This window comes from Paenibacillus pinisoli (assembly GCF_003605435.1).
GTDB lineage: Bacteria > Bacillota > Bacilli > Paenibacillales > Paenibacillaceae > Pristimantibacillus > Pristimantibacillus pinisoli.
In genome coordinates this window covers 1337872-1357932 of sequence record NZ_QXQB01000001.1, presented here as the reverse complement: position 1 = coordinate 1357932, position 20061 = coordinate 1337872, and the positions used below count along the sequence as shown (strand labels likewise).

17 protein-coding genes and 1 other annotated feature are annotated in these 20061 nt (G+C 56.0%); of the genes, 13 read left to right on the top strand and 4 right to left on the bottom strand.

Going from position 1 to position 20061, the window contains the following annotated elements; genetic code table 11:
• The first annotated feature begins 69 nt into the window (after positions 1-69).
• Complete coding sequence (locus tag D3P09_RS06355; protein WP_120108105.1) at positions 70-471, top strand: gamma-glutamylcyclotransferase family protein; 402 nt, start codon at positions 70-72, stop codon at positions 469-471.
• A 99-nt stretch (positions 472-570) separates the two neighbouring features.
• On the opposite strand, the gene D3P09_RS27590 is transcribed toward D3P09_RS06355, so the two are convergent.
• Positions 571-726 (bottom strand): hypothetical protein, encoded by a 156-nt coding sequence (locus D3P09_RS27590; protein ID WP_165867329.1) that lies wholly within the window; start codon positions 724-726, stop codon positions 571-573.
• Between the two features lie 236 nt (positions 727-962).
• Between D3P09_RS27590 and D3P09_RS06350 the strand changes: the two genes are divergently transcribed.
• The 7 genes from D3P09_RS06350 to D3P09_RS06325 all read left to right on the top strand — a co-directional run bounded on the left by D3P09_RS06350 (position 963) and on the right by D3P09_RS06325 (position 11431).
• Positions 963-2276, top strand: a complete 1314-nt coding sequence (locus D3P09_RS06350; protein WP_165867328.1) for a copper resistance D family protein — start codon at positions 963-965, stop codon at positions 2274-2276.
• Positions 2277-2296: 20 nt separating this feature from the next.
• Positions 2297-3154: a sensor histidine kinase gene (locus D3P09_RS06345; RefSeq protein ID WP_120108102.1), complete on the top strand. Its 858-nt coding sequence runs from the start codon at positions 2297-2299 to the stop codon at positions 3152-3154.
• Positions 3151-3849, top strand: coding sequence for a response regulator (locus D3P09_RS06340; RefSeq protein ID WP_120108100.1), 699 nt, complete (start codon positions 3151-3153; stop codon positions 3847-3849). Before D3P09_RS06345 ends, D3P09_RS06340 begins: the two co-directional genes overlap by 4 nt.
• Before the next feature lie 90 nt (positions 3850-3939).
• The gene (locus D3P09_RS27585) at positions 3940-4098 is read left to right on the top strand and encodes a hypothetical protein (protein WP_165867327.1); all 159 of its coding nucleotides are present in this window, start codon (positions 3940-3942) and stop codon (positions 4096-4098) included.
• Positions 4099-4199: 101 nt separating this feature from the next.
• Positions 4200-4447, top strand: a binding site (T-box leader).
• Positions 4448-4517: 70 nt separating this feature from the next.
• Positions 4518-5552, top strand: coding sequence for a phenylalanine--tRNA ligase subunit alpha (gene pheS / locus D3P09_RS06335; protein ID WP_120108578.1), 1035 nt, complete (start codon positions 4518-4520; stop codon positions 5550-5552).
• A 26-nt stretch (positions 5553-5578) separates the two neighbouring features.
• Entirely contained in the window at positions 5579-8020 is a 2442-nt protein-coding gene (gene pheT, locus D3P09_RS06330) for a phenylalanine--tRNA ligase subunit beta (RefSeq protein WP_120108098.1), read from the top strand.
• Between the two features lie 144 nt (positions 8021-8164).
• Entirely contained in the window at positions 8165-11431 is a 3267-nt protein-coding gene (locus tag D3P09_RS06325; protein ID WP_120108096.1) for a cell division protein ZapA, read from the top strand.
• A gap of 863 nt (positions 11432-12294) precedes the next feature.
• On the opposite strand, the gene D3P09_RS06320 is transcribed toward D3P09_RS06325, so the two are convergent.
• The 3 genes from D3P09_RS06320 to D3P09_RS06310 all read right to left on the bottom strand — a co-directional run bounded on the left by D3P09_RS06320 (position 12295) and on the right by D3P09_RS06310 (position 14131).
• On the bottom strand, positions 12295-12975 hold the full coding sequence (locus D3P09_RS06320; protein ID WP_120108095.1) for an SDR family NAD(P)-dependent oxidoreductase: 681 nt from the start codon (positions 12973-12975) through the stop codon (positions 12295-12297).
• A gap of 184 nt (positions 12976-13159) precedes the next feature.
• A complete protein-coding gene (locus tag D3P09_RS06315; RefSeq protein ID WP_120108093.1) occupies positions 13160-13555 on the bottom strand; it encodes a cupredoxin domain-containing protein in 396 nt (131 codons plus the stop codon).
• Positions 13556-13771: 216 nt separating this feature from the next.
• Positions 13772-14131, bottom strand: coding sequence for a phage holin family protein (locus tag D3P09_RS06310; RefSeq protein ID WP_120108092.1), 360 nt, complete (start codon positions 14129-14131; stop codon positions 13772-13774).
• A 188-nt stretch (positions 14132-14319) separates the two neighbouring features.
• Between D3P09_RS06310 and D3P09_RS06305 the strand changes: the two genes are divergently transcribed.
• The 5 genes from D3P09_RS06305 to cysK all read left to right on the top strand — a co-directional run bounded on the left by D3P09_RS06305 (position 14320) and on the right by cysK (position 20036).
• Complete coding sequence (locus D3P09_RS06305) at positions 14320-16683, top strand: endonuclease MutS2 (protein ID WP_120108090.1); 2364 nt, start codon at positions 14320-14322, stop codon at positions 16681-16683.
• Positions 16684-16695: 12 nt separating this feature from the next.
• Positions 16696-17118 carry a DUF350 domain-containing protein gene (locus tag D3P09_RS06300; RefSeq protein ID WP_116042230.1) on the top strand — a complete coding sequence of 141 codons (423 nt, stop codon included), beginning with the start codon at positions 16696-16698 and terminating at the stop codon, positions 17116-17118.
• A 112-nt stretch (positions 17119-17230) separates the two neighbouring features.
• Entirely contained in the window at positions 17231-17767 is a 537-nt protein-coding gene (locus D3P09_RS06295) for a hypothetical protein (protein ID WP_120108088.1), read from the top strand.
• Between the two features lie 101 nt (positions 17768-17868).
• The gene (locus D3P09_RS06290; RefSeq protein ID WP_243643920.1) at positions 17869-19092 is read left to right on the top strand and encodes an MFS transporter; all 1224 of its coding nucleotides are present in this window, start codon (positions 17869-17871) and stop codon (positions 19090-19092) included.
• A 26-nt stretch (positions 19093-19118) separates the two neighbouring features.
• Positions 19119-20036, top strand: coding sequence for a cysteine synthase A (gene cysK / locus D3P09_RS06285; protein ID WP_120108086.1), 918 nt, complete (start codon positions 19119-19121; stop codon positions 20034-20036).
• Positions 20037-20061: the final 25 nt, after the last annotated feature.

Below are 20061 nucleotides of genomic sequence, written 5' to 3'. Positions count from 1 at the left end.
AATGCGGCATAATGTTAGGAAAGCTAACGTGAACGTTCATTCACATCTACACAAAGCAGGGGGATCTCCATGTCTGTCATTCGCGTTTTTATTTATGGTTCGTTGCTGCCGGGTCAAAGCAATCATCATGTCGTATCCAATTATGTAAAGAGCTATATGCCAGGCGTCATCGCGGGGAGGCTCGTCGATTTCGGCTCTTATCCGGCCGCTGTTCGCGACCGTGAATCGGAGAGCCTCAAGGCTGTTATCCAGGGACAGTGGATTACGGTAGACCGGCAGGGGCTGGCGGCCATGGATGTGCTGGAGGACTTCTACGGCATAGAGGAGCAGAACGAATACGACCGCATCTGGGTATCCGATCTGGAATCCCATGGCCTGTCGGGCTGGGTGTATGTATGGGACAGTGACCGGGGCTATCCGCCGATTCCGGATGGGTATTGGCCGGACTATGCGGCGCGGAAGAGCGGGTAGACATGGGCTCATAGAAAAGGCATCCGAGCCGGCGGAAGCGAAAATCCGCAGGCGGGATGCCTTTTTGCCGGGAAAACGGCTGCAAGAATGTGTCTCCAGTTATTGCTCTGCCCTTTGATCTTCTTCAGATGAAAATGCAACAAGCGCAATATCTTCCCCGCTTTGGCCGCTTAACTGCTCCTCCAAATGCTTGATCGCATCAAGCGCATCAGGCATATTGTCCAACTGGGCTACGCGAAAGTGCCTGTCCGTCATCAATGTTCACATCCTTTTCACAGGTCTACTTTTAACAGAATGAGCGAAGAAGCCCGTCCTTATACGCTTTGCGGCGGTTTAAAGCATGGGAAGGGATCAATTGTCCTTTTGCTTGCCGTTTAGTAAACTGGAGTCGAATGAGGAAAGAAGGATGTGGAAGCGTGTCGTTATCGTCGAAATCATTAAATTTACATACTCGCATCGCTGGAATCGCGGTGAGATCGGGAGCTTGCACTTTGCTTGCGGTTGCCGTGCTGGCAGGTCTGCTTCTCTATGAGAGCCCGCACGCATATGCGGAGGCACAGGGCATGTGGCTCGCTGCCCATGAGCATGGACAGGCCGGGGCTTCCGGCACGGATGGCGCGCTGAAAGACATAGTAGAAGCTGGCGTCATGTATGCGGCTAGAATCTTTTATTACTTGGCGCTCATGTTCGCCGCGGGCATTATGCTGCTTCGCCTCTTGATTCCGAAGGGCGGCAGCGGGGCGGAGCAGCGAAGCTGGCTGGATAAGTGGAGCGGACCTGCTATGAAGGCTCTGCTTGTGGCTGTGATCCTCTACGTCTTCATCCATGCCGCGCGTGTCGTCGGAGAGCTTGGCGGCGGCGGCGAGCTCTGGCTGCGCGTGTTCACGGATACAACGTCGGGCCAGTTATGGCTGGCGCTTATCGTATTATCGGTGCTTGGATTCTCGGCGCTGAAGCTTCCGGATCCCGGCAAAGCTCTCTGGGCCGTGCTGCTGCTTCTGACCGAGAGCCTCGGCGGCCATGCAGCCGCCGCTGAGCAAGCCGTAGTCTCCGTTCTGTCCGACTTCGTGCATCTCGTATGCGCGGCGGTATGGGCGGGCGGCGTTATGCTGCTGCTCTTGTTCTGGAGAGCGGACCGGAAGGAGGCGGGACGATTCGCAGAACGCTTCTCCGCAGTGGCGTGGCTGACGATCGTCATTCTGACGGTTAGCGGCCTGCTGATGACTTGGACGCTTATCCCAAGCTGGCTCTATTTGATCTATACGGATTGGGGGCTCTGGCTGCTTGCCAAAACCGTGCTGGTTATCGGCGTCACAGCTATCGGAGCGGCACTGCGATACCGTGCGCGGCGGAGAGAGCTGCCGCGCAGCATCTGGCTGAAGCTGGACGGCTTGCTGATGGTTTTCATCGTTGCCATTGCGGCGATTTTTACCGTTATCAGCCCGATGCCGGATGGGAAGCCGCTTAATTATCACCAGATGGGCGAGGAGCTCCACTATACGCTGAAGCTATCGCCGAATGCTCCGGGGCCGAACGAGGCATCCCTGACGGTATGGCTGCCGGAGGAGGAAGGGGAGCCTGAGTCCGTATCGCTGTCCCTTCGTTATGCGGACAAGCCGGCTATCGGTATTGCGCTTGAGGCGTCCGATTCGGAAGGCGGCATCGCATTCCCGGGATTTGGTGAATTCCGTTATAAAGCAGAAGATGTTGTGCTGCCTCGTCCTGGCAATTGGACAGCTGTAATCACAGTGACGCAAGCCTCCGGCGAAAAGCTGGAGAGGGAGTTTTCTTTTGCCAGCAATTAATGTGAAGAGGGGGAGCCGCATTGTCCTATAGATGGTTGAAATGGCTTATTCTATGGATACCGACAGTCGTGATCGGGCTATGGGAATATGTCCGCCACGCCTTTCTCTTGCCGTACGTCTCGATGGAATTAGGGAACTGGCTGGCCCCTGTCTTCGTATTTCTTATTACGCTGACGCTTGTCCGCCGGTTATTCGCCAAGCTGGAGGCGATGCAGGATTCGCTGAAGCGCCAGCAGGTGGTGAAGGCCGCATTCGAAGAAAGAGAACAGCTCGCCAGAGAGCTGCATGACGGGATCTCGCAGTCGCTGTTCATGCTGTCGGTGAAGCTGAACAAGCTCGATCGGGCGCAGTCGGAGGCGGATGCCACGAAGGCGATGGAGGGTGTCCGCCATACGGTGCGCCATGTGTATGAAGACGTCCGGCAGTCGATCTCGAATCTGCAGAATGCTCTGCAGCCTGCTGATTCGACCTGGCTGCAGAGCATTCACAGGCTGTCTTCGGAGCTGGAGCAAGCGCAAGGGATTGCCGTGACGGTGGATTCCAAGCTGTATGACGGGCTTCTGACGAATAGGCAGAAGGTAGAGCTGCTGGCCATTCTCCGGGAGGCGCTGATGAATGTGCAGAAGCACGCCGGCGCATCGGCTGTCACCATCCAGGCCGAGCATCACGGCGCGCTGAATGTGCCGGTCCCGGCGTTCAGCTGTGTTATTGAGGATGACGGCAAGGGAGCAACGGAAGAGGAGCTGCAGGAGCTGGGCAAATACGGCATCAGAATGATGCGGGAGCGGGCCAAGGCAATGGGCTGGAAGCTGAATATCGGCCCAAGCGCGCTTGGCGGCATTCGTATTGAAATTACAGGAGGAGGCGCGAGCGGATGAGCGGTAGGCCGGGAAAAGTCAAAGTGTTGATTGTGGATGATCATCCCCACGGCAGGGAGGGCATTCGCGAAATTTTGTCGGGAGACGATCTGTTCGAAGCTGTAGGCGAGGCGGCAAGCGGCGAGGAAGCGATCGCGCTGGCCTCCGATCTGTTGCCGGATCTGGTGCTGATGGATATTCGGATGCCGGGCATGGGGGGGCTGGAGGCGACCTACAGGCTGAAGCTGCTGCTGCCTTCGCTGAAGATTATAATGGTCACGGTATCCGACGACATTACGCATTTGTTCGAAGCGATCAAGCGCGGGGCGCAGGGCTATTTGCTCAAAAACCTGGACCCTTCGGCATGGCTGCAATATTTGCGCGAGATTGCGGTCGATGAGGCGCCGATGTCGAAGGAGCTGGCGTTCCGCCTTCTTCAGGAGTTTTCGGCCGGCGCGTCCGGCGGAGCAGCCGGCAGCGAAGCGTCCCAGCCACAGGCCGGCAGCTCATTCCCGCTTACTCCGTTATCGGGGCGGGAGAAGGAAGTGCTGCAGCGGGTCGCGACAGGCGCATCCAATAGGGAGATCGCAGCCGCGCTTTGCCTGTCCGAGCATACGGTGAAAAATCATTTAAAAAATATTTTGCAGAAGCTGCATCTGGAGAATCGGGTTCAGCTGACCAGATATGCGATGGAGCAAGGCTTGTTGCGGCAGTAGACTTGCCTTCCAAGGATTTACAATCGCTCAATTTGGTTATAAAATCGGTATGGAGAAGACGACGGTCAAACAGGGGAAGGGGAGGATCGCATGGAAACGTTCGGACGGGGATGCCTGTATATCATTGTCGGGATCATCATACTCTTCGTGCTAGCGTTTATCTTTGGAGGCACGATTCGCATTCCTTGGTTCATTTTGATTCCGCTTGTCATATTCGCCTTTTGGATTGCCTCCAAGAAGAGCAAGTAATCGTGATGTGATGAGGGGAACCGGACATTTGCAGGAACTTGGGAACATCGGTTGCATCGGGCTCGGACTTTGAATATAATAAACAGTAATGTTTTGTATAGGAACAAGCGATGACGGAGAAAAGTAAGCAGTGCTTTCGTACAGGGAGAGAACGCCGAAGATTGAGAGCGTTCTTGCGAAATCCAGGCTGCCGAAGTTCGCTCCTGAGCATGCGTCTGAACCGGACCGGCCCCATGCCGCCCCAAGTAGGAACGCACGGGTCCCGCCGTTACAGGGTCTAGAGGAATAGCGCGCCGAACTGGTTGCGCCGTTCGAATTAGGGTGGTACCACGGTTCTTCCGTCCCTTCGGGGAGGAAGGGCCTTTTTTTATGCATTCCGGCAGTGGTCTGCCGGTCGACACTACTAGGGGGCGATGAATGTGAAGGCAAGACTGGAGGAGCTGCGCGTCGAGGCGCTGCAGGAGCTGCAAGGCGTTGAGACGCCTGCGGCGCTGAATGACCTGAGAGTCAAATATTTGGGCAAAAAAGGCGCATTGACTGAAATATTGCGCGGCATGGGCGCGCTAAGCGCTGAAGAGCGTCCGGTCATCGGACAAGTGGCGAACGACGTACGCTCGGCAATCGAGAGCGTCATCGAAGAGAAGGCTGCCGCTTTCCAGGAAGCGGAGACGAACAACCGTCTGATGGCGGAGACGATCGACGTGACGCTGCCGGGCAAGCCGCTGCCTACGGGCGCGGTGCATCCTCTCAACAAGGTCGCGCAAGAGATCGAGGATATCTTCATCGGCCTGGGCTATTCCGTTGCGGAAGGTCCGGAAGTGGAGATGGACTATTACAACTTCGAAGCGCTTAATCTGCCGAAAAACCATCCTGCCCGCGATATGCAGGACTCGTTCTATATTACCGAAGACATTCTGATGCGCACGCAGACATCGCCGGTACAGATCCGGGCGATGGAAGCGAAGGAAGGCATGACGCCGGTTAAGGTCATTTGCCCGGGCAAAGTGTACCGCAGAGACGATGACGACGCGACGCATTCGTTCCAATTCAATCAAGTGGAAGGCCTTGTGGTCGGCAAAGGCGTGCGCATGAGCGACCTGAAAGGCACGCTGCTGCAATTCGTTCAGCAGATGTTCGGCCCGCAGGTGCAGATCCGTCTGCGTCCAAGCTTCTTCCCATTCACAGAGCCAAGTGCCGAAGTGGACGTTACTTGCGTACAATGCGGCGGACATGGCTGCCGGATGTGCAAAGGCACAGGCTGGCTGGAAATTCTAGGCTGCGGCATGGTGCACCCTTATGTTCTGGAGAAGGGCGGATATGATCCGGAGGAAGTAACAGGCTTCGCGTTCGGCATGGGCATTGAGCGTATCGCGCTGCTGAAATACGGCATTGACGATATTCGCCATTTCTACACCAACGACCTGCGATTCCTGGGCCAGTTCGCCAGAATGTGACGATAGAATAGAAGGGACGAGAGAAGATGAATGTATCCTATCAATGGTTGAAAGAATATATCGAGCTTGACGGATTGACAGCGGAGGAGCTTGCGGAGCGCATGACGCGCGGCGGCATCGAGATCGACGTTGTGGAATCCCGCAACAAAGGCGTGTCCGGCGTAGTGGTCGGTTATGTGAAATCGAAGGAGAAGCATCCCGATGCCGACAAGCTGAATGTCTGCAAGGTAGACGTAGGCACAGGCGAAGAGCTGCAGATCGTATGCGGCGCCAAAAATGTAGATGCAGGACAAAAGGTTCCTGTGGCGGTTATCGGTGCTGTGCTGCCGGGCGACTTCAAGATCAAGCGCGCGAAGCTGCGCGGCGTGGAATCGCAAGGCATGATCTGCTCCGCCAAGGAGCTTGGCCTGAATGACAAGCTTCTGCCGAAGGAACAGCAGGAAGGGATTCTGGTGCTGCCTCCATCTACGGCAATCGGAACGCCGATCAGCGACGTGCTGGGCATTGACGATGAGGTGCTGGAGCTGGACCTGACGCCGAACCGCTCCGACTGCCTCAGCATGCTGGGCGTAGCTTACGAGGTGGGCGCGCTGACCGGACGCGAAGTGAAGCTGCCAAGCCAGTCCGTTCATGACGCTTCCCTGCAGACGGCTGATTATGTGAGTGTTGAAGTGACCGCATCGGAGCAATGCCCTCATTACTCCGCGCGTTATATTAAAGACGTGAAGATCGGCCCGTCCCCGCAATGGCTGCAAAACCGCCTGATGGCGGCAGGCATTCGCCCGATCAGCAATGTTGTTGACGTAACTAATTTCGTCATGCTGGAATACGGACAGCCGCTGCACGCATTTGATGCTGACCGCGTTGCTGGCGGACGAATTGTCGTCCGCATGGCGAAGGAAGGCGAGACGATGCTGACGCTGGATGACCAGGAGCGCCGTCTGGAGCCGCATATGCTGGTCATTACGGACGGCAGCGAGCCGATCGCTCTGGCCGGCGTGATGGGCGGTGCGAGTTCCGAAGTTACGGAGAGCACGGTCAATATTATTCTGGAGTCCGCGCGCTTCGACGGCGGCACAGTGCGCAAGACGTCCCGCCAGCTTGGCCTTCGCTCGGAATCGAGCGCACGCTTCGAGAAAGAAGTGGATCCGTCGCGCGTTATTCCTGCGCTTAACCGTGCAGCGGCGCTTATCGCCGAGCTTGCAGAGGGCCTCGTCACTGACGGTATCGTGCAATCTGATTCCCAGCCAGTGGAGCCTAAGAAGATCTCCGTCTCGCTGAGCAAGATCAACGGCTACCTGGGTACGGAGCTGTCGAGCCTTGAGGTGCGCACGATCTTCGGACGCCTTCAGTTCCCTTACGAGCTGGGCGCAGGAGATGAATTCCAAGTGGAAGTGCCTACCCGCCGCGCAGAAATTACGCGCGATGTCGATCTGATCGAGGAGGTAGCCCGTCTGCACGGCTATGACAATATCCCGACTACGCTTATTCATGGCGATGTCATTCAAGGCTCTTTGACGAAGCCGCAGGCGATCCGCCGCGAGCTGCGCAAGCGTCTGACGGATTCCGGCTTGCATGAGGTGATCAACTACTCATTCACAAGCCCGGCGAGAACGGAGCTGTTCCCGTCGCTGACGGATGAGGCGAAGCCGGTCCGGCTGGCGATGCCGATGAGCGAGGAGCGCAGCGTGCTCCGCACGGCGCTGCTGGCCCAATTGGTTGAGACGGCCGTCTACAACCGCAACCGCAAAAACGAGTCTGCCGCCCTGTTCGAGATCGGCAGCGTATTCCATACAGATGAAGAGCAGCTGACCAGGCTGCCGCAGGAGAAGCATCGCTTCGCGGCGTTGCTGACAGGTAACCGGACGGCTTCCGCTTGGAACAGCAAAGCAGTCGCTTATGACTTCTATGATGCGAAGGGCATTGTTGAGACGATTGTAGAAACCCTTGGCCTGACCGATAAGGTGAGCTATGCACCGGCGAAGCCGGCCCACTTCCATCCGGGCAGAACGGCTTCCATTACGCTTGAGACTGCAGCAGGGCCGGCTGTCATCGGTTATGTCGGACAGCTGCATCCTGGGCTGCAAGTGGAGTGGGAGCTTGCCGATACGTATTTGATCGAGTTTGGCCTTGGCGCGCTGTATGAGGAAGCGAGTTACGAGATTGAATACAAGACGCTGCCGAAGTATCCGGCGATCGAGCGCGACATTGCGGTTGTTGTCGATACGGAGGTTGCGGCAGGCAGCCTGACAGCCAAGGTGTCGGGCACGGCAGGCGAGCTGCTGGAGTCCGTGCGCGTATTCGACGTCTATACGGGCGAGCGTCTCGGAGCAGGCAAGAAAAGCGTTGCGCTGTCGCTGGTTTACCGCCATGCGGAACGCACATTGACAGATGAAGAAGTGACTTCCCTGCATAGTCAGGTCGTCCAGGATTTAGAACAATCTTTTGGAGCAGAATTGCGTAAGTAGGCAGGAAACATCCAAAGCCGCATCGAATTAGTTCCTAGTGAACGTCGATGCGGCTTTTTATACCGGCAGAGTGGACCCCGGAAGTTGATATGAGGCAGGCGACGTAGCAAGAACGCGATTTGGATGATAGGGGGATACGACTTCATGGATGGAGAACAAACTGTTGTAACCGTTGACATATATGGCATTCAATACAAAATTAAGGGTCATTCCAATATTGAATATATGAAAAGAGTAGCCAGCTCTATCGATGACAGCATGAAGAAGCTGGCGAAGACCAATCCGCGTCTCGATATGCAGAAGCTTGCAGTGCTATGCGCGATGCAGACGACGGAAGACGTATTCCGTCTCCGCCGCGAGAATACGCGCTTGCAGGAGGAGGAAGCCCGCGCGATCGAGACCCGCCAGCAGCTGGAGTGGGAGAAGCGGCGTACTGGAGAGCTGGAAGAGACGCTGGAGAGAACGAAGCAAGCGAATGAAGAGCAGCTTCGCGACTTGAAGGCGGATGCCGAGAAGCAGCTTGAAGAGCTGATGGCGATGGCCGAGGAGCAGAAGCTTGCGGCGCAAGCATCGGCAGCCGAAGCGGTCAAAGCCGGCGAAGAGCGTCTGTCCCGCATGAAGCGGGAGCATGAGGAAGAGGTCGAGCGCATCAAGGAAGAGCTCGCGATGGAGAAGAAGACCGAGCTTGTGCAGCTTAAGGGTAAGCTGGAGACTGAGCTTGCGAAGCTGGGCCAGGAGAAGGAGCGGGCGGTCGCGGAGCTGACAGCCGAGCGCGACGGGCTGTTGGAAGCCGCTGCTGCGGAGCGCGAGACGCTGGCAGCCTCGCATAAAGCTGAACAGGACAAGCTGCGCGAGGAGCTCCAATCAGAGAGCGCCAAGCTTCTGGAGGAGAGCCGGTCGGAGCACGCCAAGCTTCTGGAGGAGCAGCGGATCGAGAAGGAGCTGCTGCAAGAAGAGCTTGAGACGCTGAAGGCGAAGCAACTGGAAGAGCTCCAGTCTGAGAGAGAACGGCTTGCAGCGGAGCATGAGGCGGCTATGCGGCAGCTTCAGGAGAGCTTTGAGAAGGACAAGCAGCAGCAGGCGGCATCTCAGCGCACAGAGAAGGAGAAGCTTGCGGCAGGCCACGCTGCAGAGAAGGAAGGTCTTCTGGCCTTCCATCAGGAGGAGCTCTCGAAGCAAGAGCAGGCGGCGAAGGAAGAATTGGAGCGCCGCAGAAACGGCTGGCTGGAGGAGCGGAGCAGGCTGCAAGCTCAAGTAGCGGAATTGCAGCGAGCTGTGCAGGCCGATAAGGCAGCTTATGAGAATCGGATTGCGGTAGCGGACGAGCAGCTCTCGCAAGCTATGGAGCAGGAAGAAGCACTACGCTCCAGCATTGCTCAATTGGAACAGGAGCAGCAGGCGTATATCGAGCAATTGGATGAGGCTGCGGATCAAGCGAATGAATTCGCGGAGGAACGCAAGCAGTGGGCTGCAAGCCAGGAAGAGCTGAAGCAGAAGCTGGCGAATGATTACCAGGCTCGCGCAGGCGAGCAGAAGCAGCAGCTTGAAGAACTGCGGGGGCTGGTAGCGGCTGCAGAGGATGCGAAGCAGGCATTGCAGGAACAAGTTGATAAGCTGGGCTACAGAGAGCTGGAGCTGGCTGAGCAACTGGAGCAGTACCGCGCATCCGAGCAGGAATGGCAAGCCCAATTGGCGGGCAGCGAAGCGGCTGAGCGCGAGTGGCAAGCAAAATGGACGGCATGGCAAGCCGTCGAGGCGGAGCTCCGTGGGGAGCTTGCAGCTAACCGCAGCGAAGCGCAGGAGCTTGCATCCAAGCTGGAGCAGCAGCGTAAGGAAGTGGACGAGTTCACGGCTATGCTGGAGCTGGGACAGACGGAAGTCCAGGAGCTGGTACTTAAGCTGGAGTCTTCGCAGAAGGAAGCGCAGGAGCTGACGCTCAAGCTGGAGACGAAGGAGAAAGAAGCAGCGGAGCTGGCATCGGGTCTGGAATTGTCGCAGAAGGAGACGCAGGAGCTGACATCGAAGCTGGAGACGGCGGAGAAGGAAGCGCAGGCGCTGGCATCGAAGCTGGAGACGGCGGAGAGGGAAGCGCAGGATCTGGCATTGAAGCTGGAGACGGCGGAGAGGGAAGCGCAGGAGCTGGCATCGAAGCTGGAGATGGCGGAGAAGGAAGCGCAGGAGCTGGCATCGAAGCTGGAGATGGCGGAGAAGGAAGCGCAGGAGCTGGCATCGAAGCTGGAGATGGCGGAGAAGGAAGCGCAGAACCTGTCAGTGCAGTTGAAAGCAGAGCGGGACGAAGCGGAGCTGCTTGCATCCATGCTGGAGGAGCGCGAGGCTTCGGAAGGCAAACTGAAGAAGCAGCTTGAGCTTCAGCAGCAGGAGCAGGATGAAATGAACGAGAGGCTGGAGAAGCAGCATCAGGCTGTTATTCGCGATCTTCAGGAGCAGCTTGAGCTGTTGCAGCTGGTTGAAGATGAATTGTCGTCCAAGCTGTCGGAGAAGGAGAACGCAGCCAGAGAGCTGTCGGCGAAGCTGTCCCAGAAGGAGCGTGAGGCAGCCGAGTTGTCGTCCAAGCTGTCGGAGAAGGATAGCGCAACCAGAGAGCTGTCAGCTCAGCTCGCGGAGAAGGAGCAAGCGGAAGCGGAATGGTCCGCCAAGCTTGCCAGTCAGGGAGAGCAAGCCGCGGAGCTGTCTGCACGCGATGAGGAACAGAGGAAGCTGGCAGGCGAGCTAAGAGCGAGACTTGAGGAGCGCGAGCATGCGATTGGCGAGTTGTCGGCCAAGCTTGAGGCTCAGGAAGCAGCGCTGAAGGCTCAGACTGGGGAATTCACGCGTCTGGAGGCTGCGGAGCAAGAGCTGCTGAAGCAGTTAGAGCAGCATAAGAAGGCAGAAGCAGCGTTGCAGGAAAAGCTGGAAGCGGATCAGAATGCGGCAGCACAGAAGCTGCAGGAGAAGCTGGACGAGCAGCTTGCGAAGGAGCAAGAGCTGATGCAGCAGCTGGAGCTGACAGCAGCCCGCGAGAGGATCGCTTCCGGTCAGCTGGCGACATCGCTTGAGCAGCAAGAGCAGTTAAGCCGTCAATTGGAAGAGCAGCAAGCGCGAATGGATGAGCTTGAAAGAGAAATCAAGCAAACCCAGCGACTGAAAGAAGAGTTCGAATTGAAGGAAGAGAGCTTGCGCGAGCAGATGGAGCTGGCCATTCGCGAGGCGGCGGCTGGTTCAAGCAGCGAAGATCAATGGGAGGATCAAATCTCCGATCTGCAGCATGAGCGGGATGAGGCGGCGAAACAGACATCCCAGATCGCCAAGGAATATGAGTCGCTTAAGGATGAGCACCACAAGCTGAAGGTGGAGTATTCCAAGCTTCAGACGGAGTTCAATGAATGGATTGAATTGATTGAGCAGAGCTAACTGAGCTAAGCGAGCTAACAGAGCTAACAGAGCTGACAGAGCTAACAGAGCAGAGGCTAACTTTCGAAGAGTGAGCTTACCTCATTGAGGCGTGAATGAAGAAAGGGCGGTGCTGGGGAGTTATTCCTGCACCGCCCTTTTTGGGTTTGTGTCAACTAATAAGCAAATTTATAAGTAGAAAGAAACCGTCTCCTTTGTAAATGGCTAGTCGTATTACAATTTTACACAGGAGACGGTTTTTTATTATCTTACGATCAAGATTAGTCTCGACTAGCTGTATGTGGCGTCCTTACCTTTCGGTTTTGCTGTGCTGTCACCACTATTCACCAATGATGGCGAATTTCAAGCATTCAACATGCTCAACACTGCGATATATGTGATTCCTGTTCTTTTGTGATGTTTAGCGGTGTGTGGTGGCGTTGCAAGCGAGAATCGCCCTTTTTGTCGCGTCTAACGCCGTGAGGCAACGTTGCAAGCGAGAATCAGCCTTTTTGTCGCGTGTAACGCCGTGAGGCGATGTTGCAAGCGAGCTTTGGCCTTTTTGTTGCGTCTAACGCCGTGAGGCGGCGCTGCAAGCGAGAATCGGCCTTTTTGTCGCGTCTAACGCCGTGAGGCGGCGCTGCAAGCGAGAATCGGCCTTTTTGTCGCGTCTAACGCCGTGAGGCGGCGTTGCAAGCGAGATTTGGCCTTTTTGTCGCGTCTAACGCCGTGAGGCGGCGTTGCAGATCGAGCTTTGGCCTTTTTGTCGCGTCTAACGCCGTGAGGCGGCGCTGCAAGCGAGCTTTGGCCTTTTTGTCGCGGTTAACGCCGTGAGGCGGCGCTATTTCGTCTGTTAGGGCATCCCTTTACGATATTAAAAGCGATTATCCGTAAGAGTGAATAGTGCCGGTAGGTCCGCCGAAGGACAAGCTGGCAAGCCTTACGATATCCGGCGTGACGGTAGCCGGGTCTTTGCCTGTAGCGTGCATCCCGGTTCGCAGCGTGCCGGGGTTGTAAAGATTGACGAGTATGCCGTGCTCATGCTCTTCGTCGGCAACAGTGCGAGTCAGCGACTCCAATCCAGCTTTGGCAGCGCTGTAAGCAGCGAAGCCTCCCGCGCCGTTGCGGGACAGGCTGGACGTAATATTGATGATCCGGCCGTATTTCTGCCTCCTCATCGCGGGCAGCACGGACTTGGTCAGCAGGAACGGACCGGTCAAGTTGGTGGCGATTTGATTTTGCCATTCCTCGGAGGTCAGCTCGAGTACGGAACCCTGCTCTAACACTGCAGCGTTATTAAGCAGCACATCGATGCGCTCCCAGTTCTTCAGGACAGCGCCAACCGCGTCTTCGACCTGCTGTTCGTCTGTGACATCTGCGCCAAGGACGAGGGCAGCCCTGCCGGTCCTCGCCATAAGAAGCGAAGCGGTCTCCTCCAGCTTGTCGACTCTTCTGCCCAGAAGGACAACTCTCGCCCCAGCGTCAGCGAAGGCAATTGCGGATGCCCGGCCGAGGCCGCTGCCGGCCCCGGTAACAATGGCGACACGATCTTCCAATACTCCCATTTGCATTCCTCCATTCGCGAGGTGTTGTGAACTTATCTTATCAGAGCAGGCTTGGCATTGGAAGGGCCCGCTCAGACGCAGTCGAATGGAAATTGTACGCAGGCGAATGCTGCGCATAACGATCCATATAAAGAAGCCCGCAATCTGTCCGTTAGAACAGATTGCGGGCTTTTCACATCATTTATTACTCTACAATTAGCTTCGCTTTCATCTTGCCATGTCCAGCGCCGCAAGGAACGGAGCAGATCATGTCATAAGTGCCCGGTGTGTCGAATGTGACAGCAACCGTCTTATTGTTGCTGATGTTGTAATCGGTTTTCAGAATACGCACGCCATGGATTCCGCCCGCCGATTTCAAAGTCAGATCGACTGTCTCGCCAGCTTTGATGCGGTATTCCTCTTGGTCGAACTCCCAGTCTTTGGCGGTGATGATCACTTCGGATTCGGAGGCAGAAGCTTCGCTGCCGGCACCATTGTTCGCCGCGCCCGATGATTCCTTGCTATTATTGGAGTTGGCGCCGCAAGCCGCAATAACGAGGGCTAGTGCGAGCATAGATGCGAATACAAGCCATTTTTTCATTATAAAGTTCCCCTTCCAACGCCTGTATCAGGTTTATAATCAGTTTCCCTTTCATTTTAACCTAAATATTGGGCGTTTAAAGCCGTGGTCGTGACAACACTATGACAAAGTGATGAACTTGTGTTGAACAAACCGGGAATTGCTGTGAATATAGAAAAAGCCCCAGCCGTTGCCATGCAACAGTCGGGGCTTGCATATGGTGAAGCGGCTTGCCGATTAGTCGTTATGCCGTCTGCCAGCCTCATACGGCGTGCTGACCGGAATAAACAGGTCGATAATCCCGATTACCAGCGCTGCCAGAATGGCACCGAGCCAAGTCACGGTTACGCCGCCGACCACGAACTGGGCGATCCAGATGACTGCTGCGCTGGCCAGGAAGCCGACGATGCCGCGTCCGAATGGCGTAACTTTTTTGCCGAATATGCCTTCAATGATCCAGCCTAGAGCGGCGATAACCAGAGCCAGGAAGAAGGCGCTCCAGAATCCGCCGACGCTGAATTGCGGCACGATAAAGCCGACTACCATCAAGACTAGCGCCGAAACGATAAAACGGACCACATGTCCAAGAAAGGTCATATCTAATTCCTCCTAATCAAATGTGTGTGGGTAGCTGGAATAGCCGATAATGGTACTTGTGGGTTCAATCCTTATTGTTGCCAAGGGTGCAGGTATTATGTATGGTACGAATTAATCTAAACCATCCTCGACTCGTGCATCCCAATACAGGTTCGGCTATAATATAAGGGCGAGAGGAGTGTTAAAAGTTGGACGCCAAAATATTGACGACATTGGAATATCCAAAAATTATAAATAGATTATCCGCTCATGCCAGCACATCGCTGGGGAAAGCAGCGACGGAGCGCCTGCAGCCGGTGACGGAGCTGGAGGACGTAAAGCGGCTGCTGCAGGCGACGGATGAAGCCTACGCGGCAGACCGCTTGAAAGGAAGCGCACCGTTCGGCGGCGTGGTCGATATCAGCGCGCCGCTTCATCGTGCGCGGATCGGCGGCACGCTGAACCCGCAGGAGCTGCTCGATATCGCCTCCACATCGCGCGGCGGCCGCCGGGTAAAGAAGCATATCGAGATCGTGCATGAGGAGCATCCTATTCCGATGCTTGATGCGCTGACGGAGGGCATCAGCGAGCATAAGGGTCTGGAGGACGCCATATTCGCCTGCATCGATGAGCAGGCCGAAGTTATGGACAGCGCAAGCTCGGAGCTGGGCTCGATTCGCCGGGAGCTCCGAACGGGAGAATCACGCATTCGCGAGAAGCTGGAGGCAATGATCCGCTCCTCATCCGTGCAGAAGATGCTGCAGGATGCCATTATTACGCTGCGCAACGACCGGTATGTCATTCCGGTGAAGCAAGAGTACCGCTCCAGCTTCGGCGGCTTGATCCATGACCAGTCGGGCTCCGGCGCGACTTTGTTCATCGAGCCGGAAGCGATTGTAGCGATGAATAACCGGCTTCGTGAGGTAAAAGCGGCGGAGCAGCGCGAGATCGAGAAGATTCTGCAGAAGCTCACAGCGCAAGCGGCCGAGCATGTAGAGGACTTGCTGATCAATCTCGACTTGCTGGGACAGCTTGACTTCGCTTTTGCGAAGGCGCGTCTTGCGCATGAGATGAAGGCAACGCAGCCGCGCATGAACGACCGGGGCTTCCTGAAGCTGAAGCGCGGACGCCATCCGCTTATTGACCGGGACAAAGTTGTTCCGCTTGATGTGGAGCTCGGCAATCAGTTCACCGCCATTATTGTGACGGGACCGAATACTGGAGGCAAGACCGTCTCCCTGAAAACAATCGGCCTGCTCAGCCTGATGGCGATGTCGGGGCTGTTCGTCCCTGCTGAAGAAGGCAGCCAGCTTTGCGTGTTCGATGCGATCTACGCCGATATCGGCGATGAGCAGAGCATTGAGCAAAGCCTCAGTACGTTCTCCAGCCATCTGACCAATATCATTCGCATTCTGAACGCGATGACGTCGAAGAGCCTCGTGCTGCTAGACGAGCTCGGAGCAGGCACAGACCCGGCAGAGGGCTCCGCGCTTGCAATCGCAATATTGGAGCACATCCATGCGCTGGGCAGCCGGATTGTGGCGACAACGCACTATAGCGAGCTGAAGGCTTATGCCTACAACCGGAAGGGCGTTATCAACGCCAGCATGGAATTCGATATCGCCTCGCTCAGCCCGACCTATCGGCTGCTTGTTGGCGTGCCGGGCCGAAGCAACGCTTTCGCGATAGCGGAGCGTCTGGGACTTCAGCGCTCTATTATTGACCATGCCAAAGGCGAGGTAAGCGAGGAAGATCTGCGGGTCGAGAATATGATTGCATCGCTGGAAGAGAACCGGCTCAGCGCCGAATCGGAGCGCCAGACGGCGGAGTCGCTTCGCCTGCAGATGGAGAAGCTGCGCTCGAAGCATGAAGAGGAGCGCCAGCGGTTCGAGGAGCAGAAGGAGAAGCTGCTGCTGAAGGCCAAGGAGGAAGCGCGCGAGGCTGTCGCCAAAGCGAAGCGGGAGGCGGAGGAGATCATTGCCGAGCTGCGCAAGCTGGCCATGGAGGAAGGCGCATCCGTCAAGGAGCATAAGCTCATCGAAGCGCGGCGTAAGCTGGACGATGCGATGCCGGAGCAGCCTAGCGCGAAGCGCAAGGGCAACGCGGCAGGCAAGCCGCAAAAAATCGAAGCAGGCGATGAAGTGATGGTCTACAGCCTGAATCAGAAAGGGCTAGTGGTCGATATACATGGTACGGACGCTACCGTTCAGCTTGGCATTATGAAGATGAAGGTAGCTTTGGATGACATGGAGCTTGTGAAGCAGAAGGCGCCGGAGAAGTCCGCGCAGCCGAAAGCGGCAGCCAGCTTGAAGCGCACCAGAGACGATAATGTCCGTATGGAGCTGGATCTCCGGGGCGAGAATCTGGAAGAGGCTATTATGGAAGTAGACCGTTTTCTCGATGAGTCCTTCCTTTCGGGCTTCGGGCAAGTGTATATTATTCATGGGAAAGGCACGGGCGTACTGCGAACGGGCATCCAGCAATATTTGCGCAGGCATTCGCATGTGAAGAGCTTCCGCAACGGCAGCTATGGCGAAGGCGGCATAGGCGTGACTGTCGCTGAATTGAAATAGGGGGGACGTTTCATGGGAACGGAGATCGATAAGCTGCTTGACAACCCGTATGCGGCGACGCTCGCCTTTGTATCGGTTACAGTGCTGTCGCTTATCGTATTTTTATCTTGCTTTGAGCTTGTAACCAAATACAAGTGCTGGGGAGAAATCAAGAAGGGGAATATGGCGGTGGCAATGGCGACCGGCGGGAAGATCTTCGGCATCTGCAACATATTCCGCTTCTCGATCGAATCCAATGATTCCATCTATCATTCCTTGCTGTGGGGCGCTTTTGGCTTCATTATTTTGCTGGTCGCCTACTTTTTATTTGAATTTTTGACACCCGTGTTCCGAATTGACGAGGAGATCGAGAAGGATAATCGGGCCGTCGGTTTTATCGCCATGATTATTTCGGTATCGCTGTCCTATGTCATCGGGGCGACAATTATCGTGTAGAGCTGGAGGCTTGAGGCATGAAGTATTTGTGGGTGACGCTGCTCGTCATATCCATTCTGTTTTTTATTGTAGGCATTATTTATTGGATTAACATTTAGAGAGGATGTACCTTATGCAAGAGCAACAAAGCCAGGTGTGCCAGTGGTGCCATTCAGAAATTATTTGGGATGAAGAAGTTGGTCCGGAGACGCATTGTCCGCACTGTGAGAATGAACTGGGCGGCTATCGTTCCGTACAGGTCGGACTCGCAAGCGGCGAGGGGAAAGCGAAAGACGATGACGACAACGACGATGAGGATTGGCAAGAGGAAGAGGACGAGCAGGATACAAGCTGGATGAATGACGAGAACGGCTTCCGCGGCGGCAGCCGCAGCTTGCTGGCGGCCGAAGGCGTCATTCAGCGCATAATCGATGAGCAGCTTGAAGTTCCGGAATGTCCGGCATGCCGTGAATATATGATCGAGACTGGCACGCAGAAGATCGGCGGAGACGGCTATCAGCCGACTGAGACACAGGCGATCGGCATATCGGTGCTGCCCAACCCGTATACGATTCACTTGTACGTATGTCCGTCGTGTTACCATACCGCATCCTTCTTAAGTCCGCGCGACCGCGAAGAGATGGTAAGCCGGCTGGAGGCTAACTCTTAATACCGCTGCCAATATTGGACGGGCATGGGTGCTCCGGCATCAGGGCATGTTACAAAACGAATGTCTTTAACACGGATTCTTTGTGTTCTGGAGGTGTCGTTTTGGCAAAAGCATTGGAGAAGCAGGCAATTCTGCTCCTTGTGGTACAAGCCCTGTACGGTTTTTCAAGCGCCTTGTCCGGCACATTTGTGCCCGTCTACCTATGGAAGTCGAGCGGCTCGTATATGATTATCGGCTGGTTCACCTTTGCCCAATACGCGCTGGGAGGATTGACGTTCTGGCTTGCAGGCAAATGGGTGAAGGAGCATAACAAGATGCACAGCCTGCGGGCGGGCATTGCTTTGTCCGGCATATTCTATTGCGTCGTTCTGCTGCTTGGCGAAGGAGCCAAGGATTGGGCTGTTCTGCTCGGCTTGCTGAGCGGAATTGCCATGGGCCTGTTCTGGCTTGCCTTTAATGTCGTATACTTCGAAGTAACGGATCCCGATACGCGCAACCGCTATAACGGCTGGGCTGGACTTCTAGGCTCGGCAGCCGGTATCGTGGCTCCATGGCTATCGGGTTTTATTATTACGTCGATGCAAGGCGAACGAGGGTACCGTGTCATCTTCATGCTGTCGCTGGCCATATTCGGGCTGGGCGTCGTGCTTAGCTTCTGGCTTAAGAAGCGGCATGGCGAAGGCCGGTATGAATGGACGCTTGGTCTGAGGCAATTGAAGGAGAAGGGAAATCCGTGGCGCCGGCTGTTCCCCGCGATTGCGGCGCAAGGCGTCAGGGAAGGCGTCTTTATGTTTCTCGTCGGCCTTACCGTCTACATCGCGACTCGCAACGAGAGCAAGCTTGGCCTCTACTCTCTCATTACATCACTGGTTGCGCTGATCAGCTTCGGGGCAGCGGGCAAATGGATGGGCAAGCTGCGGCTGATCTGGTCGATGCTGGCTGGAGTATTGATGATCGGAGTTGTGATTGTGCCGCTGTTCTGGGGAGTATCGTATTCGACTTTGCTGGTGTTCGGCATAGGCACAGCGCTATTCCTTCCTCTCTATATGATTCCGATGACGACCAAAGTATTCGATGTCATCGGCCGCAATCAGGAAAGCGCCGCCCACCGCGAAGAGTATATTGTATTGCGTGAGATGGCGCTGACAACAGGACGGTTGATTGGCTTAACCGCTTATTTGATTGTTATACCGAATAATCATTCACCCAAGGCGATTACCTGGCTTATGCTTGCGGTTGGACTTGTCCCGATTGCGGGCTGGTGGTGGATGAGATCTTTTTTGCAGCAGGGGGATACTCGGCGGCAGCCGGCCGCAGATCGATAGGAACATGAACGGAGGCAGGATGACTATTGGCTAGAGCAGTAACAGATGTGACTCAGTTGATCGGCCATACGCCGATTGTGCAATTGAACCGGATGGCGCAGGCGGGAAGCGCCGATGTGTGCGTGAAGCTGGAGCGCTTCAATCCGAGCGGCAGCGTAAAGGACCGCGCCGCATTCTCGCTGATTCAGGCAGCGGAGCGGGAGGGCCTGATCAAGCCGGGCGATACGGTAATCGAGCCTACCAGCGGCAATACGGGCATTGGACTTGCCATGGCAGCCGCTGCAAGAGGCTACAAGATGATTCTGGTCATGCCGGACAATATGTCGGCGGAGCGAATCAAGCTGCTGAAGGCTTACGGCGCGGAAGTGGCGCTGACGCCGGCAGCGGAGCGGATGCCGGGCGCGATCCGCAAGGCGGAAGAGCTTCGTGCGGGCATACCCGGCAGCTTCATTCCGAATCAATTCGAGAACAGAGCCAATCCCGATGTTCACCGTTCCACGACAGCTCTGGAAATTATGGATCAATGCGATGGACGGCTGGATGCGTTCGTGGCAACGGCAGGCACTGGCGGTACGATTACCGGAACCGGCGAGACGCTGAAGGCGCTCGTTCCCGGCATTCATGTAGCTGTCGTCGAGCCGATGGGCTCGCCTGTTCTGTCAGGCGGCCAGCCTGGTCCGCACAAGCTGGTAGGCACCAGCCCGGGATTTGTGCCAGCCATTCTGAACACATCGGTGTACGACGAAATTATCCAAGCCTCCGATGAGGATGCTTTGAGCACGATGCGCGATCTTGCCCGCAAGGAAGGCATTCTGGTAGGCCCGTCCTCCGGCGCTTCCGTATGGGCGGCGATGCAGGTGGCGAAGCGCCTGGGTGAAGGCAAGCGCGTCGTGTGCATTGCCCCTGATACAGGCGAGCGCTACTTGAGCATGGATGTATTCTAAACCCTCTTTTACAACCCCTTAGCTA

Bases quoted from the DNA above. Each gene is read 5' to 3' on its own strand.
- D3P09_RS06310 (WP_120108092.1), bottom strand. From the start codon at position 14,131: ATGACCTTTCTTGGACATGTGGTCCGTTTTATCGTTTCGGCGCTAGTC.
- D3P09_RS27585 (WP_165867327.1), top strand. From the start codon at position 3,940: ATGGAAACGTTCGGACGGGGATGCCTGTATATCATTGTCGGGATCATC.
- D3P09_RS06295 (WP_120108088.1), top strand. From the start codon at position 17,231: ATGCAAGAGCAACAAAGCCAGGTGTGCCAGTGGTGCCATTCAGAAATT.
- D3P09_RS06300 (WP_116042230.1), top strand. From the start codon at position 16,696: ATGGGAACGGAGATCGATAAGCTGCTTGACAACCCGTATGCGGCGACG.
- D3P09_RS06355 (WP_120108105.1), top strand. From the start codon at position 70: ATGTCTGTCATTCGCGTTTTTATTTATGGTTCGTTGCTGCCGGGTCAA.
- D3P09_RS27590 (WP_165867329.1), bottom strand. From the start codon at position 726: ATGACGGACAGGCACTTTCGCGTAGCCCAGTTGGACAATATGCCTGAT.
- D3P09_RS06320 (WP_120108095.1), bottom strand. From the start codon at position 12,975: ATGGGAGTATTGGAAGATCGTGTCGCCATTGTTACCGGGGCCGGCAGC.
- D3P09_RS06325 (WP_120108096.1), top strand. From the start codon at position 8,165: ATGGATGGAGAACAAACTGTTGTAACCGTTGACATATATGGCATTCAA.
- D3P09_RS06315 (WP_120108093.1), bottom strand. From the start codon at position 13,555: ATGAAAAAATGGCTTGTATTCGCATCTATGCTCGCACTAGCCCTCGTT.
- pheT (WP_120108098.1), top strand. From the start codon at position 5,579: ATGAATGTATCCTATCAATGGTTGAAAGAATATATCGAGCTTGACGGA.
- D3P09_RS06340 (WP_120108100.1), top strand. From the start codon at position 3,151: ATGAGCGGTAGGCCGGGAAAAGTCAAAGTGTTGATTGTGGATGATCAT.